We start from the raw sequence: 13497 nt of genomic DNA, 5'->3' as shown, positions 1-13497 counted from the left end.
GAGCGAGACGATCTCGCCCCGCCTTTTGCCTCAACGCTGCGTCAGCAATTCCTCGATCCTGATCGGGAAGCGACGCACGCGCACGCCCGTCGCATGCCAGACCGCATTGGCAACCGCGCCGGCGCTGCCGGTAATGCCGATCTCGCCGACACCCTTGATGCCGAGCGCATTGACGTGCGGATCGTGTTCCTCGACCGTGATCACGTCGAGCGGCGGCACGTCGGCATTCACGGGGATGTGGTACTCGCCGAGATTAGCGTTCATGATCCGCCCGCTGCGGCGATCGGTGATGGCCTCCTCGTGCAGCGCGAAGGACATGCCCCAGATCATGCCGCCGAACAGCTGGCTCTTCACCAGATGCGGATTGACGATGCGCCCCGCCGCGAAGGCGCCGACCATGCGGGTGACGCGGACCTGGCCGAGCTCGGGATCGACCTTCACCTCCGCGAACACCGCGCCGTGGGCATGCATCGCATATTCCTGCATCGCCGCAGGGTTCGGCGCGCCCGTGCCGCGGGCCTCGACCTCGGCGACGCCGGCACGCGCCAGGATCTCGGCATAGCTCTCGCTGCGGCTCTCGTCGTCGCGACGGACCAGTCTGCCATCGCGCGCGATCACGCCGGCATTGCCAGCGCCGAACAGCGGCGAGCGCTCGTCGCCGGTCGCGAGATCAGCGAGCTTTGCGATCACGGCTGCGCCGGCGCTGTGGATCGCAGCACCTGCGGTCGCCGTGTGCGCCGAGCCGCCGGCGATACCGGCATCGGGCAGATCGGATGTACCGGCCTTGAAGTCGACACGGTCGATGTCGAGGCCGACCGCATCAGCCGCGATCTGGGCAAGCGCCGTCCAGGCGCCCTGCCCCATGTCATGCGCGCCGATCTCCATGGCACCTGAGCCGTCGCGGCGGATCACCGCGCGCGCCTCGGCCTGGAACATCAGCGCCGGAAAGGTCGCGGTGCCCATGCCCCAGCCGACCAGCAGGCCGGCATCGTCGCGCATCTGCCGCGGCTGAAGCGAGCGCTTCGACCAGCCGAAGCGCGCCGCGCCCTGCTCGTAGCAGGCCCGCAGCGCCTTCGAGGAGAAGGGTCGTCCCGTCATCGGCTCGACCTCGGCATAGTTTTTCAGGCGGAAGGCGAGCGGATCCATGCCGCAGGCCCAAGCCATCTCGTCGATCGCGCTTTCGAGCGCGATCGAGCCGGTCGCCTCCCCTGGCGCGCGCATGAACAGCGGCGTGCCGGTGTTGACGCGCACGGCGTCATGCGAAGTGCGGATCGCCGGCGCCGCGTAGAGCGTGTGCGAGGCATCAGCCGCGGGCTCGTAGAAATCGTCGAACGTGCTCGACACGGTCCGCGCATGATGATCGAGTGCGGTCAGGAGCCCCTCGCCGTCGGTGCCGATGCGCAGGCGCTGGCGCGTCGGCGCGCGATGGCCGACCGGGCCGTACATCTGCTCACGGCGCAGCACCAGCTTGACCGGCTTGCCGACGAGCTTGGCCGCCATGATGCCGAGGACCGGGGGACCGGCCATCAGCCCCTTGGAGCCGAAGCCGCCGCCAAGGAACGGGCTGCGGATGTGGATCTTGTCATGCGCAATGCCGAACAGCTCGGCAACGCGCGCCAGCGACAGCATCAGGCCCTGCGTCGGCATGTCGATCCGGAGATTGTCGCCGTCCCAGTGCGCGACGATCGCGTGCGGCTCCATCGCGTTGTGATATTGCGGCGGCGTCTCGTAGATCGCGTCGATCTGCTTCTCCGCCGCGGCAAGCCCCGCCTCGACATCGCCGCGGTGGCTTTCCGTGGGATTGCCGACGCCGACGACCGGCGGGACGTAACTTTCGCCGGCATCGAGGCCGACCAGCGCGGGCAGCGTCTCGTAACGCGGCGCCAGCAATGCGGCGCCTTCGGTGGCAGCTTCCAGCGTTTCCGCGATCACGACGGCGATCGGCTGGTTGGCGTAGCGGACCTCATTGCTCTGCAACACCTCCATCCGGAACACGAATGGATTGGTCTTGATCTCCGGATCGATTGCGAGCTCAGGCTTGTGGTCTGGCGTCATGACATCGACCACGCCGGGATGGCGCTTTGCGGCAGCGACATCGAGCGAGGTGACCCGGCCATGCGCGATGCTGGCGACCGCCATCACCGCGAACAGCATCCCCGGCGGGTGGTTGTCGGCGGCATAAGTGGCACGGCCCGTGACCTTGAGCATGCCGTCGCGGCGGGTCAGCGGCTGGCCGATGTTCGAGCCGTGGCGGAGATGAGCGGGCGCGCTGGTGAGATTGAGCTCAGGCATGGACGGCTCCGGACATGGAGGCAAAGGGAGAGGCCGGCAGTGCGGGAATACGCGCGGGCGTACCGGCAGCGGCGAGGGTCAGCGCGCGCACGACGATGCGGCGCGCAAGCTCGATCTTGAAGGCGTTGTCGCCAGACGGCTTTGCGTCGGTGAGCGCGCGCCAAGCGGCTTCCTGGAAAGCGTCGGCCGTGGGTGCGACGCCCTTGAGCACATCCTCCGCCGCGCGGGCGCGCCAGGGCTTTGCGGCGACACCGCCGAGCGCTAGCCGCGCTTCGGCGATCTTGCCGTTCTCGATCCGCAACGCAGAAGCGGCCGAGACCACGGCAAAGGCGTAAGACGTACGCTCGCGGACCTTGAGGTAGCGCGCATGGGCGGCAAAGCCGCGCGCCGCAGGCGGCAAACGAACGGCGACGATGAGATCGCCGGGTTCGAGAGCGGATTCACGCTCGGGCGTGTTGCCGGGCAGGCGATGCAACTCGTCGAGCGCGATCTCGCGACGACCGTTCCTACCCTCGATCTCGACGACGGCGTCAAGCGCGACCAGCGGCACGCAGAAATCGGACGGGTGCGTAGCGATGCAGCTCTCGCTCCAGCCGAGCACGGCGTGGCCGCGGTTCTCGCCATCGCGGGCATCGCAGCCGGACCCGGCCTCGCGCTTGTTGCAGCGGCTAGCGGTGTCGTAGAAATACGCACAGCGCGTCCGTTGCAGCAGATTGCCGCCGACGGTCGCGGCATTCCGCAATTGAGCCGATGCGCCGGAGAGCAGCGCTTCCGCCACTGCGGGATACGACCGCGCGAATTCCGCGTCGTGCGCGAGATCGGCGTTACTCGCGAGCGCGCCGATGCGCAACGATCCGTCGGAAAGACGCTCGATCTGATCGAGCCCGTCGAGATGCGTGACGTCGACCAGGCGATCCGGCCGGCTGACGCCGCCCTTCATCAGATCGAGCAGATTGGTGCCGGCGGCGAGATAAACAGCGCCCGGCTGGGCGGCCGCAGCGACGGCTTCGGTGACCGTGGCCGGCCTGATATAATCGAACTGTTTCATGCGGAGCGCCTCTGGTTGGTTTCATCCATGCCGGCCTGCGCCTCCAGCACGGCATCGACGATGCCGGCATAGGCACCGCAGCGGCACAGATTGCCGCTCATGCATTCGCGGATGCGCTCGGGATCGTTGCCGGCCTGCGCCTCCTGCATCATGCCGATTGCGCTCATGATCTGGCCAGGCGTGCAGAAGCCGCACTGGAATCCGTCATGGGCGATGAAGGCGGCTTGCACCGGATGAAGCTGGTCGCCACGCGCGACACCTTCGATGGTGAGGATGTCGGCGCCGTCATGGCTGATGGCGAGCGCGAGGCAGGAATTGATGCGCTTGCCGTCGACGAGAATGGTGCAGGCGCCGCACTGGCCGCGGTCGCATCCCTTCTTGGTGCCGGTGAGATGGAGGCGCTCACGCAGGAGATCGAGCAGCGTGACGCGCGGATCGTCGAGGACGAAGTCGCGCCGCGCACCGTTCACGGTGAGGCTGATGGAGTGGTTCATACAAGGCTCCGATCAGATATGGACATGAGTCATCGGCCAGCGCGCCACCGCCGTGGCCGCCGTCGATATCGCGTGGGCCGGGCGGAACCCGGCCAACATCAGCGAAGATACGGAGGCACCCTCCGCTTAACAAGGGCTGCGCAAAAATATTTGGAAATCGTCAAAAGCCCATGCGCATACAACGCGATGCGGCCAGCTAAGGGTTCAATCTAACCAATTCGTGATCTACATTGCCTGATATGGACGACCATACCGACCACACCCGCAAGCCCCGCGCCGATGCCGTGCGCAATCGCGAGCGCGTGCTCGAGGCTGCAAAGGTCGTCTTCAATGCAGGCGGTCCTGAGGCGAGCCTGGAGGCCGTGGCCAAGCGCGCCGGCGTCGGGATCGGCACGCTCTACCGGCATTTCCCGACGCGCGAGGATTTGTTCGAGGCGGTGTACCGGCGCGAGGTCGAGCAGCTCAGCGAGCTTGCCGAGCAGTTGAAGAATGCCAAGGATCCGGTCGATGCGCTCAGGCGCTGGCTGCGCTCAGGTGTCGAATTCGTCGCCACCAAGAAGGGCATGGTGGCAGCCTTGGCGCTTGCGGTCCAAAGCGGTTCCGAGCTGCACGCCTTCTCGTTCGATCGGCTGACGAAGGCCATCGGCTCGCTGCTCGACCGCGCAGTCGCTGCCGGCGAGATGCGCGCTGATATCAGTCCCGAGGATTTGCTGCGCGCGTTCTTCGGCATGTGCTACATGCACGACCAGCCGGGCTGGCAATCGTCGGTACTGCGGATGCTCGACGTGTTCGTCGACGGGCTGCGGGTGCAGACGGCCGCCAAGGCCAGGGCGCGCACGGCCAAGCCCGCGAAGCCCGCAGTGAAACGGAAGCGATAGCACGCCCGTATTTCCTGGAGGTCGTGCTAGGATCGGCACCGCCGGGATTTCAACGCGGAGCCTGTCATGCGCATCGCCGCCTTGCTGGTCGCTCTCACTTTTGCTCTTCACGCCGTCCCAGCGCTGGCCGGCGATGTCGTCTCGACGGCGCAGGGCGTCATCCGCGCCCAGGAGCAGGCCTTTGCGCGCGACGATGCGGCCGCGGCCTATTCCCACGCCGCGCCGGCGATCAAGGAGATTTTTCCGGCACCCGACATCTTCATGTCGATGGTGCAGAACGGCTACGCACCGGTCTACCGGCACAAGAGCTTTGAGTTCGGCGAGAGCAAGAGCGAGGGCAACTGGATCGCCCAGCACGTCCATATCGTCGATGCCAATGGCGAGGCCTGGGAGGCGCTCTACACGCTCGAGCAGCAGGCCGACGGCAGCTACAAGATCACAGGCTGTTCGCTGCTGAAGGTTGGACAGGAAGCTTAGGTCGCGAAGCCCGGATCGGCCTTCGTCGCGCTCATCCGCGAGCGGATCAGCAGCAGCACGACGATGCCGATATTGAGCGCGTTCCAGGCGACGCCGTTGGCGAAGGCCGCGCCGTAGGATCCGGTGGCATCGAAGATGACGCCCGACACCCAGCCGCCAAAGGACATGCCGAACACCGAGGCGAAGATCACGATGCCGACACGGGTTGCGGCTTCGCTCGCCGGCATCGCCTCGCGCACGATGATGGCGTAGCTCGGCACGATGCCGCCCTGGAACAGGCCGAACATCGCCGAGATGATGTAGAGGGAGGCGAGGCTGTCGAAGAACAGGTAGAACACCAGCGCAAAGCCTTGCGCCAGCGACCCCACCAGCAGCGTGCGGATGCCGCCGATCTTGTCGGCGAGATAGCCGGATCCGATGCGGCTGACGATGCCGCAGGCCATCATCAGCGACAGCATCTCGGCACCACGCGCCACGCCATAGCCGAGGTCGCCGCAATAGGCGACGATATGGACCTGCGGCATCGCCATGGCGACGCAGCAGGAGATGCTGGCAATCGAGAGCAGCACGGTCAGCGTGTTGGTCGAGAGCTTGAGGTCGACCCGCGGCGGAGGTGCCTTGGCGTGGTCATGGACCGTGTCATTGCCCATCTGCGCGCGCAGGACCAGAACCAGGATGGTCATCAGGCCCACGCAGACGAGCCCGATGCCGATATGGGTGGTGCGCCAGCCGATCGTCTGCATGCCCCAGTTCACGAGCGGCGGCCACATCGTGCCGGCGACATAATTGCCGCTGGCGACGATGGTCACGGCCAGGCCGCGATAGCGCTCGAACCAGTGCGAGGCCTCCGCCATCAGCGGTGCGAAGGTCGCGGACGTGCCGAGCCCGATCAGGAAATAGGCCGCGACGAACTGCCAGAGCTGGGTCGAGAGCCCCGCGAGCGTGTTGGCGACGCCGAGGAAGGCGATGCTGATCGCCATCGCCGGGACGATACCGAACCTGTCGGTGATCTTGCCCGCGATCACGCCGCCGAGCCCGAAACCGAACATCATCACGGTAAAGGCCAGCGACACCGCGCCGCGCGTGGCGGCGAACTCGGCCTGCACTGCGGGAATCATCACCACGATCGCCCACATGCCGACGCCCCCGATCGAGCCGATCACGAGCGCGAGCAGCAGTCGTACCCAGGCCTGACGGGAATCGGGAGTGAAAGAAGGCGGTCTTTGTTCTGGATGATTTGGCGCGTGCACGGCGCGGACCATGTTCGCTGAACGCCTCGCGGTCAAGCATCGTGCCGCGATAATGGGCATGCGCGGTGCACTGCGGTAAGAAGGAGCTTGGCGAAATCGCGCTTTGCCATTAGTTTGCAACATGCGTGTGCAACATTGCCGCGCGAAGAGCATGTCGGCGGAATGTTGTTGCAATTGACACGATCGATGCGGATCAGGGTGGGGCGCCTCATTGCCCTCGCCTATCTGTTCTGCGTGCTCGCGCCGGCAGCCGCCCTTGCCTGGGGCAGTGGTCCAGCGCCATGCCTCGACGACGCGCGTCTTGCCGACCTCGTTCCGGCACATCACCAGATGGCCGCGAATCATGCGCACGGCGACGTGTCGCATGATCACGCAGGACCGCACGCGCATCACCAGACCGCCGCACAGGACGCACCCGCGTCGCATCATCATGACGGCAAGGGCAAGGCTGGCCCGTGCTGCGCGATGATGTGCGTGAGCGCGCTGCCGGCCGATCTGCCCGACGTCGCAAAGCCGCTTCAGCCCGTCTCCGCCTGCGCGCCCGAGATCGTGGCCAGCCTGCACAGCGCAGCGCCGCCCCGGCACTACCGCCCTCCCATCGCCTGATCTGACACGCGACGACGTCAGGCCGCGCGCATCCGCGCGCGCGGACCTGTGGTCTCCAGACAGATCAGGAATAATTCATGCTTACGCTTTCCGGGGCGAGATCCGCCGCCGCATCCGCGGCGCGTGGAGGACACTTTCTATTCAATTGGCCATTGCTGGCCTTGGCTGCATTGACGCTGTCCGGCTGCGTACCGGCAACGACGCAAATTGCGAGCGCGGATCCCGCCGATCCCGCGGCAAAGGTCGCGCGCGCCGGCTATCGGTCGACGATCGCGCCCTACACCAGCCTGCGGCCGGCGGCGCCGGCCCCATGGCACGAGCACAACGACCGCGCCGCGCCACAGCCGAAGCAAGACCGGTAGGAGCGCGCCATGGCACACCATTTTGCGCGAAGCCTGCTCGCTGTTGCCGCCTTCGGTCTCTCCGGCTGCGCCGCGTTCTCGCCCGACAGCGGCATGAGCACGGTCTCGGAGCTGACGAGCCAGACCATCAACAAGGACGTCGCCTTCGTGCGCACGGCGGAGGGAGCCGGTGCGGTCGACGCGCGCGTTCGCCAGCTGCTGTCGCGGACGCTCAGCGCAGACGCGGCCGTTCAGATCGCGCTGCTCAACAACAAGGGGCTGCAAGCCGCCTATAACGAGCTGGCGCTGGCCGAGACCGACCTAGTCGAGCAGAGTTTGCCGCCCAATCCCGTGTTCTCGGTCTCGCGCATCTCGGGCAATGGCGCCAGCGAGATCGAGCGCCAGGTGGTCGGCGACATCCTCGCGCTCGCCACCCTGCCGTTCCGCTCCGACATCGCCCGCGAACGTTTTCGTCAGGCGCAACTGCGCGCGGCGCTGGCGACGCTGCGGCTCGCCGCTGACGTGCGCCGCGCTTACATCGGCGCAGTCGCCGGCAACGAGATGGTGGTGCTGCTCACCGACGCGAAGGCGACGGCGGAATCGACCGCGCAGCTTGCCGTGAAACTCGGCGAGACCGGCTCGCTCAACAAGCTCGACCAGGCCCGCGAGCAGGTGTTTTACGCCGAGACGACGGCCGACCTCGCCACCGCGCGGCAGGCAGCGACGAGCGCACGCGAAAGGCTGGCGCGGCTGATGGGGCTGTGGGACGGCGGCCTCGATTTCCGCCTGCCCAATCAGTTGCCGCCGCTGCCGCGCCGGCCACAAGCGCTGCCCTCGATCGAAGCCGATGCGGTGTCCCATCGCATCGACTTGCAGATCGCGCGGCTGGAGCTGGCGGCGCTGGCGAAATCGCTGAACCTCACTGAGGCAACCCGCTTCGTCACGCTGCTCGATCTCGCCGGCATCTCCCGCCGCACCCAGGATCCGGAAGGGCCGCCGTTCCGCGAGCGCGGCTTCGATGTGCAGTTCCAGATCCCGATCTTCGACGGCGGCGAGGTGCGCGTGCGGCAGGCGGCAGAGACCTACAATTTCGCCTTCAACCGCCTGACCGAGCGCGCCGTGAACGTCCGCTCGGAAGCGCGCGACGCTTATCGCGTCTATCGCTCCAGCTACGACATCGCCAGCCACTACCAGCGCGAGATCCTCCCGTTGCGAAAGATCATCACCGAGGAGATGCAGCTGCGCTTCTCCAGCATGCAGGTCGACATCTTCGCGCTGCTGACCGAGGCGCGGCAGCGCCTGGCCTCGCTGCGCGGCGCGATCGACGCCAGGCAGAGATTCTTCCTCGCCCAGTCCGAGCTGCAGACCGCCGTCAATGGCGGCGGCGTGCCCGCATCCGGCGGCGAGACTTCAACCACCTTCGCCGCGGCAGCGCCTGCCGATGGCGGCCACTGAGATGGAGACCAGCATGTTTTCCCGCCGAGGATTTTTGGGCACGGCCGCGCTCGCCAGCGCATCCGTCGTCAGCGGCCGCGTGCAGGCGGCCTCGATTCCGGAAGCCCCGCACATGGACAAGGTGGTGATGCAGCCGCCGCTGCACCCCATCAGCGGGCCAGATTATCGCCCCGTGGTCACGCTGAACGGTTGGTCGCTGCCGTTCCGCATGAACGGCGACTGGAAGGAATTCCATCTCGTCGCCGAGCCCGTGGTGCGCGAATTCGCCGAAGGCATGAAGGTGAATCTGTGGGGCTATAACGGCCAGTCGCCGGGCCCGACCATCGAGGCGGTCGAAGGCGACAAGGTCCGCATCTTCGTCACCAACCGCCTGCCCGAATACACCAGTGTGCACTGGCACGGCATGATCATCCCGAGCGGCATGGACGGTGTCGGCGGCCTGACCCAGCCGCACATCCAGCCGGGGAAGACCTTCGTCTACGAGTTCGAGATGAAGAAGAGCGGCACCTTCATGTACCACCCGCATTCCGACGAGATGGTGCAGATGGCGATGGGCATGATGGGCATGGTCGTGGTGCACCCGCGCGACCAACGCTTCCGGCCCGTCGACCGCGACTTCGTGTTCGTGATGAGCACCTATCGCGTCGATCCCGGCACCTACCTGCCGCAGGTCAACGAGATGACCGATTTCAACATGTGGACCTGGAATGCGCGGGTGTTTCCCGGCATCGATCCCTTGCCGGTACGGCTCGGCGACAAGGTGCGCGTGCGCATCGGCAATCTCAGCATGACCAACCATCCGATCCATCTGCACGGCCACAGCTTTGCGGTGACCTGCACCGACGGCGGCTGGATTCCCGAGAGCGCGCAATATCCGGAGACGACCACCGACGTCCCGGTCGGTGCGATCAGAGTGTTCGACGTGCTCGCCGACAATCCCGGCGACTGGGCATTTCATTGCCACAAGTCGCATCACACCATGAATGCGATGGGCCACGACATGCGCAACCTGATCGGCGTGTCGCGCAAGGACCTTGCGAAGGCCGTCGGCAAGCTCGCGCCGGATGCGATGGTGATGGGCCAATCCGGCATGGCGATGGGCAACATGGAGATGCCGGCGCCCGACAACACGCTGCCGATGATGTCAGGCACCGGCCAGTTCGGCCCGATCGAGATGGGCGGCATGTTCACGGTGATGAAGATCCGCGAGGACCTTGCGCGTGACGATTATCGCGATCCCGGCCCCTATCAATTCCCCAAAGGCACCGTCGCCTACGAGGTCGCAGCACCAGCCACGGAGCCGGCGAGGCAACCCGGCGCGCCCGCGCACAAGATGAAGATGTGAAGATTTCGATGAACCATCAACTGGAGAACAAGATGAAGACGATCAAACTCGCTCTCGCGCTGGCTGCGCTGTCGATCGCGCCGGCCTTTGCCCATGAGCAGCACGGGCACGAGTCCTTTTCGGCCGGGGAGCCCGGCAATCCCAAAAAGCCCGCGCGCACCATCGAGATCCTGATGAACGAGATGGACTACACGCCCGCCAAGATCGAGGTCAAACGCGGCGAGCAGATCCGCTTCGTGCTGCGCAATGTCGGCAAGGAGGACCATGAATTCCTGCTCGCCACTACCAAGGAAAATCTCGCGCATGCCGAGGTGATGAAGAAGCATCCGCACATGGAGCACGACGATCCCAACGGCGTGCGCCTCGCACCGAGCAAGACCGCCGAGATCCTCTGGAAATTCAGCAAGGCCGGCACGTTCGAATTTTCCTGCCTCATTCCCGACCACCGCAACTACGGCATGGTCGGCCACGTCACCGTGAAGTAACGCGAAGGAAGACTCCCATGAACCGCATCATCCGCATCGCCGCAGCGCTGGCGCTGACCGTCGGTCTTGCCACTGAAGTCTTTTCTTCTGGAGCCCTGGCGGCCGGCGCCGCCATCAGCGGCGAGGTCAAGAAGATCGACGAGGGCGCCGGCAAGATCACGCTCAAGCACGGCCCCGCCAGGAGCCTCGGCATGGAGGAGCCCATGACCATGGTCTACCGCGTCAAGGACGCCACGATGCTCAAGCAGGTGAAGGTCGGCGACAAGGTGACCTTCGAGGCCGAGGAAGCGGCGGCCGGGTACACCGTGACGAAGATGGAGAAGGCGAAGTAGGGGCACTTTGGTCATTCCGGGGCGCGCGCAGCGCGAGCCCGGAATCCATTTATCCACTGGCTCCGCTGCACAATGGATTCCGGGCTCGCCCTTCGGGCGCCCTGGAATGACACCCCCGGCCCCCGAATCCCCCCTGCCCAGACCTCCTGCCGCACCCTCCGTTAACCCTTTGCTAACCATACACCGGGCAAAAATTGCCGGGTGAAGTCGAGTGTCGTCGGCCGCGTTAGAACGGGGGATCCCCTGTGGACGCCAGTGCGGTGCCTCACTTTCGGAACGGCGGCCCCTCGGCCGCCGCGCAGACGTTTGGGGCGCGCGGCCGGCAGTCGCGCGGGGAGGCAGCTACCATGGTCGACGTCACCGCGGGTCAAGGCGTAGGCGCAGCCAAGCCCGGCATCCCCTCCCTCAACGAGATCGTCAGCATCCTCAAGCGCGGCGACATCGCGCTCGCGCTCGGCATCCTCACCATCCTGGTGGTGCTGATCCTCCCCCTGCCCGCGATCGTGCTGGACCTGTTCCTGGCGATCTCGATCACGCTCTCGATCCTGATCCTGATGACCTCGCTGTTCATCCAGGCGCCTCTCGAATTCTCGGCCTTCCCGACCATCCTCCTGATCTCGACCATGCTGCGCCTCTCGCTCAACATGGCCTCGACCCGCCTGATCCTGTCGCATGGGCACGAGGGCACGGATGCCGCCGGTCACGTCATCGAAGCCTTCGGCAGCTTCGTGATGGGCGGCAATTTCGTCATCGGCATCATCGTCTTCGCCATCCTGATCATCGTCAATTTCGTCGTCATCACCAAGGGTTCGGGCCGTATCGCCGAAGTCGCCGCCCGCTTCCACCTCGACGCCATGCCCGGCAAGCAGATGGCGATCGACGCCGACCTCTCCGCCGGCCTGATCGACGAGAAGGTCGCCAAGCAGCGCCGCAAGGAGCTGGAGGACGAGAGCGGATTCTTCGGCGCCATGGACGGTGCCTCCAAATTCGTCCGCGGCGATGCCATCGCCGGCCTCCTGATCGTCTTCATCAACGTCGTCGGCGGCATGATCATCGGCGTCGCGCAGCAGGGCCTCTCCTTCGCCGACGCCGGGCGCAGCTACACGCTGCTGACCGTCGGCGACGGCCTCGTCACCCAGGTGCCGGCGCTGATCGTCTCGACCGCGGCGGGCCTGCTCGTGTCCAAGGCCGGCGTCTCCGGCGCCGCCGACAAGGCGCTGATGAAGCAGTTCTCCGGTTATCCGCAGGCGCTGGCGATGTCCTCGGCAGTCATGCTGGTGCTGGCGGCCCTGCCGGGCATCCCGACCATCCCCTTCCTCGCGCTCGGCGCCGGCGCCGGCGCGCTGGCCTGGCACGCCCGCAACCACAAGCGCACCACCGTCAAGGCCGAGGAAGCTGCCAAGGCCGCTCCTGCGGCAGGTCAGCCTGGCGCGCCGGGAACCGCTGCGGCCGAGGAGCCGATCTCCGCTGCGCTGAAGATCGACGACCTCAAGATCGAGCTCGGCTACGCCCTCTTGCCGCTCGTCAACGGGCCTGACGGCACCGACCGCCTCACCGAGCAGATCAAGGCGCTGCGCCGCTCGCTGGCGATCGAGATGGGCTTCGTGATGCCGGCGGTGCGCATCCTCGACAACGTCCAGCTCGAAGCCAACACCTACATCATCAAGATCAAAGAGGTCGACGCCGGCAGCGGCAAGATCTGGCCGAACCAGTTCATGGTCATGGACCCCGGCGGCAGCCAGGTTCAGGTGCCCGGCATCCACACCACCGAGCCGACCTTCGGCCTGCCCGCGACCTGGGTCGACGCCAGCCTCAAGGAAGAAGCCTCGCTCAAGGGCTACACCGTCGTCGACGCCGCGACCGTGCTCTCGACCCATCTCACCGAGCTGCTCAAGGCCAACATGTCGGACCTGCTCTCCTATGGCGAGGTGCAGAAGCTGCTCAAGGAGCTGCCGAAGGAGCAGAGCGAGCTGGTCAAGGACATCGTGCCGGGACAGGTCACCGTGTCCGGCATCCAGCGCGTGCTGCAGCTGCTGCTGGCCGAGCGCATCTCCATCCGCGACCTCTCGACCATCCTCGAAGGCATCGCCGACTCGCTCGCCTTCTCGCGCAATCCCGCGACCATGGTCGAGCACGTCCGCGCCCGCCTGGCGCGCCAGATCTGCGCGCAAAACACCTCCTACAACGGTTATCTGCCGCTGATCGCGCTGTCGGCGAAGTGGGAGCAGGCGTTCGCCGAATCCATCATCGGCCAGGGCGAGGAGCGCAGCCTCGCGATGCAGCCCTCGAAACTGTCGGAGTTCATGACGGCCGTGCGCGAGGCGTTCGAGCGCGCCGCCCGCGAAGGCGAGGCTCCGGTGCTGGTCACCTCTGCGGCAATTCGTCCGTTCGTACGTTCCCTGGTCGAGCGGTTCCGGGCCCAGACGACCGTGCTGTCGCAGGCTGAAATCCACCCCAGGGCGAGGTTGAAAACGGTCGGAAGCATCTGATTTGC

13 protein-coding genes are annotated in these 13497 nt (G+C 66.2%); 9 read left to right on the top strand and 4 right to left on the bottom strand.

Annotated elements, in window-relative coordinates:
* Positions 1-30 precede the first annotated feature (30 nt).
* From FOM02_RS30635 to FOM02_RS30625, 3 genes are read right to left on the bottom strand one after another with little or no spacing between them, the layout of a single operon-like run.
* Complete coding sequence (locus tag FOM02_RS30635; RefSeq protein ID WP_027562565.1) at positions 31-2292, bottom strand: xanthine dehydrogenase family protein molybdopterin-binding subunit; 2262 nt, start codon at positions 2290-2292, stop codon at positions 31-33.
* Positions 2285-3340, bottom strand: coding sequence for an FAD binding domain-containing protein (locus tag FOM02_RS30630; RefSeq protein WP_027562564.1), 1056 nt, complete (start codon positions 3338-3340; stop codon positions 2285-2287). The genes FOM02_RS30635 and FOM02_RS30630 overlap by 8 nt, the downstream gene beginning before the upstream one ends.
* A complete protein-coding gene (locus tag FOM02_RS30625; protein WP_027562563.1) occupies positions 3337-3834 on the bottom strand; it encodes a (2Fe-2S)-binding protein in 498 nt (165 codons plus the stop codon). Before FOM02_RS30625 ends, FOM02_RS30630 begins: the two co-directional genes overlap by 4 nt.
* A gap of 239 nt (positions 3835-4073) precedes the next feature.
* Here FOM02_RS30625 and FOM02_RS30620 point away from each other — a divergent pair, with 239 nt between their 5' ends.
* Together FOM02_RS30620 and FOM02_RS30615 are read left to right on the top strand one after the other, a co-directional pair.
* Positions 4074-4712, top strand: coding sequence for a TetR/AcrR family transcriptional regulator (locus FOM02_RS30620; protein ID WP_027562562.1), 639 nt, complete (start codon positions 4074-4076; stop codon positions 4710-4712).
* A 66-nt stretch (positions 4713-4778) separates the two neighbouring features.
* Entirely contained in the window at positions 4779-5189 is a 411-nt protein-coding gene (locus FOM02_RS30615; protein WP_027562561.1) for a DUF4864 domain-containing protein, read from the top strand.
* On the opposite strand, the gene FOM02_RS30610 is transcribed toward FOM02_RS30615, so the two are convergent.
* Positions 5186-6451, bottom strand: coding sequence for an MFS transporter (locus tag FOM02_RS30610; RefSeq protein WP_027562560.1), 1266 nt, complete (start codon positions 6449-6451; stop codon positions 5186-5188). The two genes, FOM02_RS30615 and FOM02_RS30610, sit on opposite strands and share 4 nt — an antisense overlap.
* Before the next feature lie 75 nt (positions 6452-6526).
* Here FOM02_RS30610 and FOM02_RS30605 point away from each other — a divergent pair, with 75 nt between their 5' ends.
* The 7 genes from FOM02_RS30605 (at position 6527) to flhA (ending at position 13492) form a co-directional block, all read left to right on the top strand.
* Positions 6527-7045: a hypothetical protein gene (locus tag FOM02_RS30605; protein WP_231164126.1), complete on the top strand. Its 519-nt coding sequence runs from the start codon at positions 6527-6529 to the stop codon at positions 7043-7045.
* Between the two features lie 77 nt (positions 7046-7122).
* Positions 7123-7407 carry a hypothetical protein gene (locus FOM02_RS30600; protein WP_265440434.1) on the top strand — a complete coding sequence of 95 codons (285 nt, stop codon included), beginning with the start codon at positions 7123-7125 and terminating at the stop codon, positions 7405-7407.
* A 9-nt stretch (positions 7408-7416) separates the two neighbouring features.
* Positions 7417-8841 (top strand): TolC family protein, encoded by a 1425-nt coding sequence (locus tag FOM02_RS30595; RefSeq protein ID WP_027562557.1) that lies wholly within the window; start codon positions 7417-7419, stop codon positions 8839-8841.
* 13 nt (positions 8842-8854) lie between these two features.
* Positions 8855-10186: a copper oxidase gene (locus FOM02_RS30590; protein WP_027562556.1), complete on the top strand. Its 1332-nt coding sequence runs from the start codon at positions 8855-8857 to the stop codon at positions 10184-10186.
* A gap of 32 nt (positions 10187-10218) precedes the next feature.
* Positions 10219-10671, top strand: coding sequence for a cupredoxin domain-containing protein (locus FOM02_RS30585; RefSeq protein ID WP_027562555.1), 453 nt, complete (start codon positions 10219-10221; stop codon positions 10669-10671).
* 17 nt (positions 10672-10688) lie between these two features.
* Complete coding sequence (locus FOM02_RS30580) at positions 10689-11003, top strand: copper-binding protein (RefSeq protein WP_027562554.1); 315 nt, start codon at positions 10689-10691, stop codon at positions 11001-11003.
* Positions 11004-11350: 347 nt separating this feature from the next.
* Entirely contained in the window at positions 11351-13492 is a 2142-nt protein-coding gene (gene flhA, locus FOM02_RS30575) for a flagellar biosynthesis protein FlhA (RefSeq protein ID WP_027562553.1), read from the top strand.
* Positions 13493-13497 lie beyond the last annotated feature (5 nt).

Source organism: Bradyrhizobium sp. SEMIA (genome assembly GCF_014844175.1).
Lineage (GTDB): Bacteria > Pseudomonadota > Alphaproteobacteria > Rhizobiales > Xanthobacteraceae > Bradyrhizobium > Bradyrhizobium arachidis.
The sequence above is the reverse complement of the archived record's forward strand: the minus strand, read 5'-3'. Positions and strand labels throughout refer to the sequence as shown.

Excerpts from the sequence above, each read along its gene's own strand:
- FOM02_RS30630 (WP_027562564.1), bottom strand. The coding sequence starts at position 3,340 with ATGAAACAGTTCGATTATATCAGGCCGGCCACGGTCACCGAAGCCGTC.
- FOM02_RS30600 (WP_265440434.1), top strand. The coding sequence starts at position 7,123 with ATGCTTACGCTTTCCGGGGCGAGATCCGCCGCCGCATCCGCGGCGCGT.
- FOM02_RS30580 (WP_027562554.1), top strand. The coding sequence starts at position 10,689 with ATGAACCGCATCATCCGCATCGCCGCAGCGCTGGCGCTGACCGTCGGT.
- flhA (WP_027562553.1), top strand. The coding sequence starts at position 11,351 with ATGGTCGACGTCACCGCGGGTCAAGGCGTAGGCGCAGCCAAGCCCGGC.
- FOM02_RS30590 (WP_027562556.1), top strand. The coding sequence starts at position 8,855 with ATGTTTTCCCGCCGAGGATTTTTGGGCACGGCCGCGCTCGCCAGCGCA.
- FOM02_RS30625 (WP_027562563.1), bottom strand. The coding sequence starts at position 3,834 with ATGAACCACTCCATCAGCCTCACCGTGAACGGTGCGCGGCGCGACTTC.
- FOM02_RS30635 (WP_027562565.1), bottom strand. The coding sequence starts at position 2,292 with ATGCCTGAGCTCAATCTCACCAGCGCGCCCGCTCATCTCCGCCACGGC.
- FOM02_RS30610 (WP_027562560.1), bottom strand. The coding sequence starts at position 6,451 with ATGGTCCGCGCCGTGCACGCGCCAAATCATCCAGAACAAAGACCGCCT.
- FOM02_RS30595 (WP_027562557.1), top strand. The coding sequence starts at position 7,417 with ATGGCACACCATTTTGCGCGAAGCCTGCTCGCTGTTGCCGCCTTCGGT.
- FOM02_RS30615 (WP_027562561.1), top strand. The coding sequence starts at position 4,779 with ATGCGCATCGCCGCCTTGCTGGTCGCTCTCACTTTTGCTCTTCACGCC.
- FOM02_RS30620 (WP_027562562.1), top strand. The coding sequence starts at position 4,074 with ATGGACGACCATACCGACCACACCCGCAAGCCCCGCGCCGATGCCGTG.
- FOM02_RS30585 (WP_027562555.1), top strand. The coding sequence starts at position 10,219 with ATGAAGACGATCAAACTCGCTCTCGCGCTGGCTGCGCTGTCGATCGCG.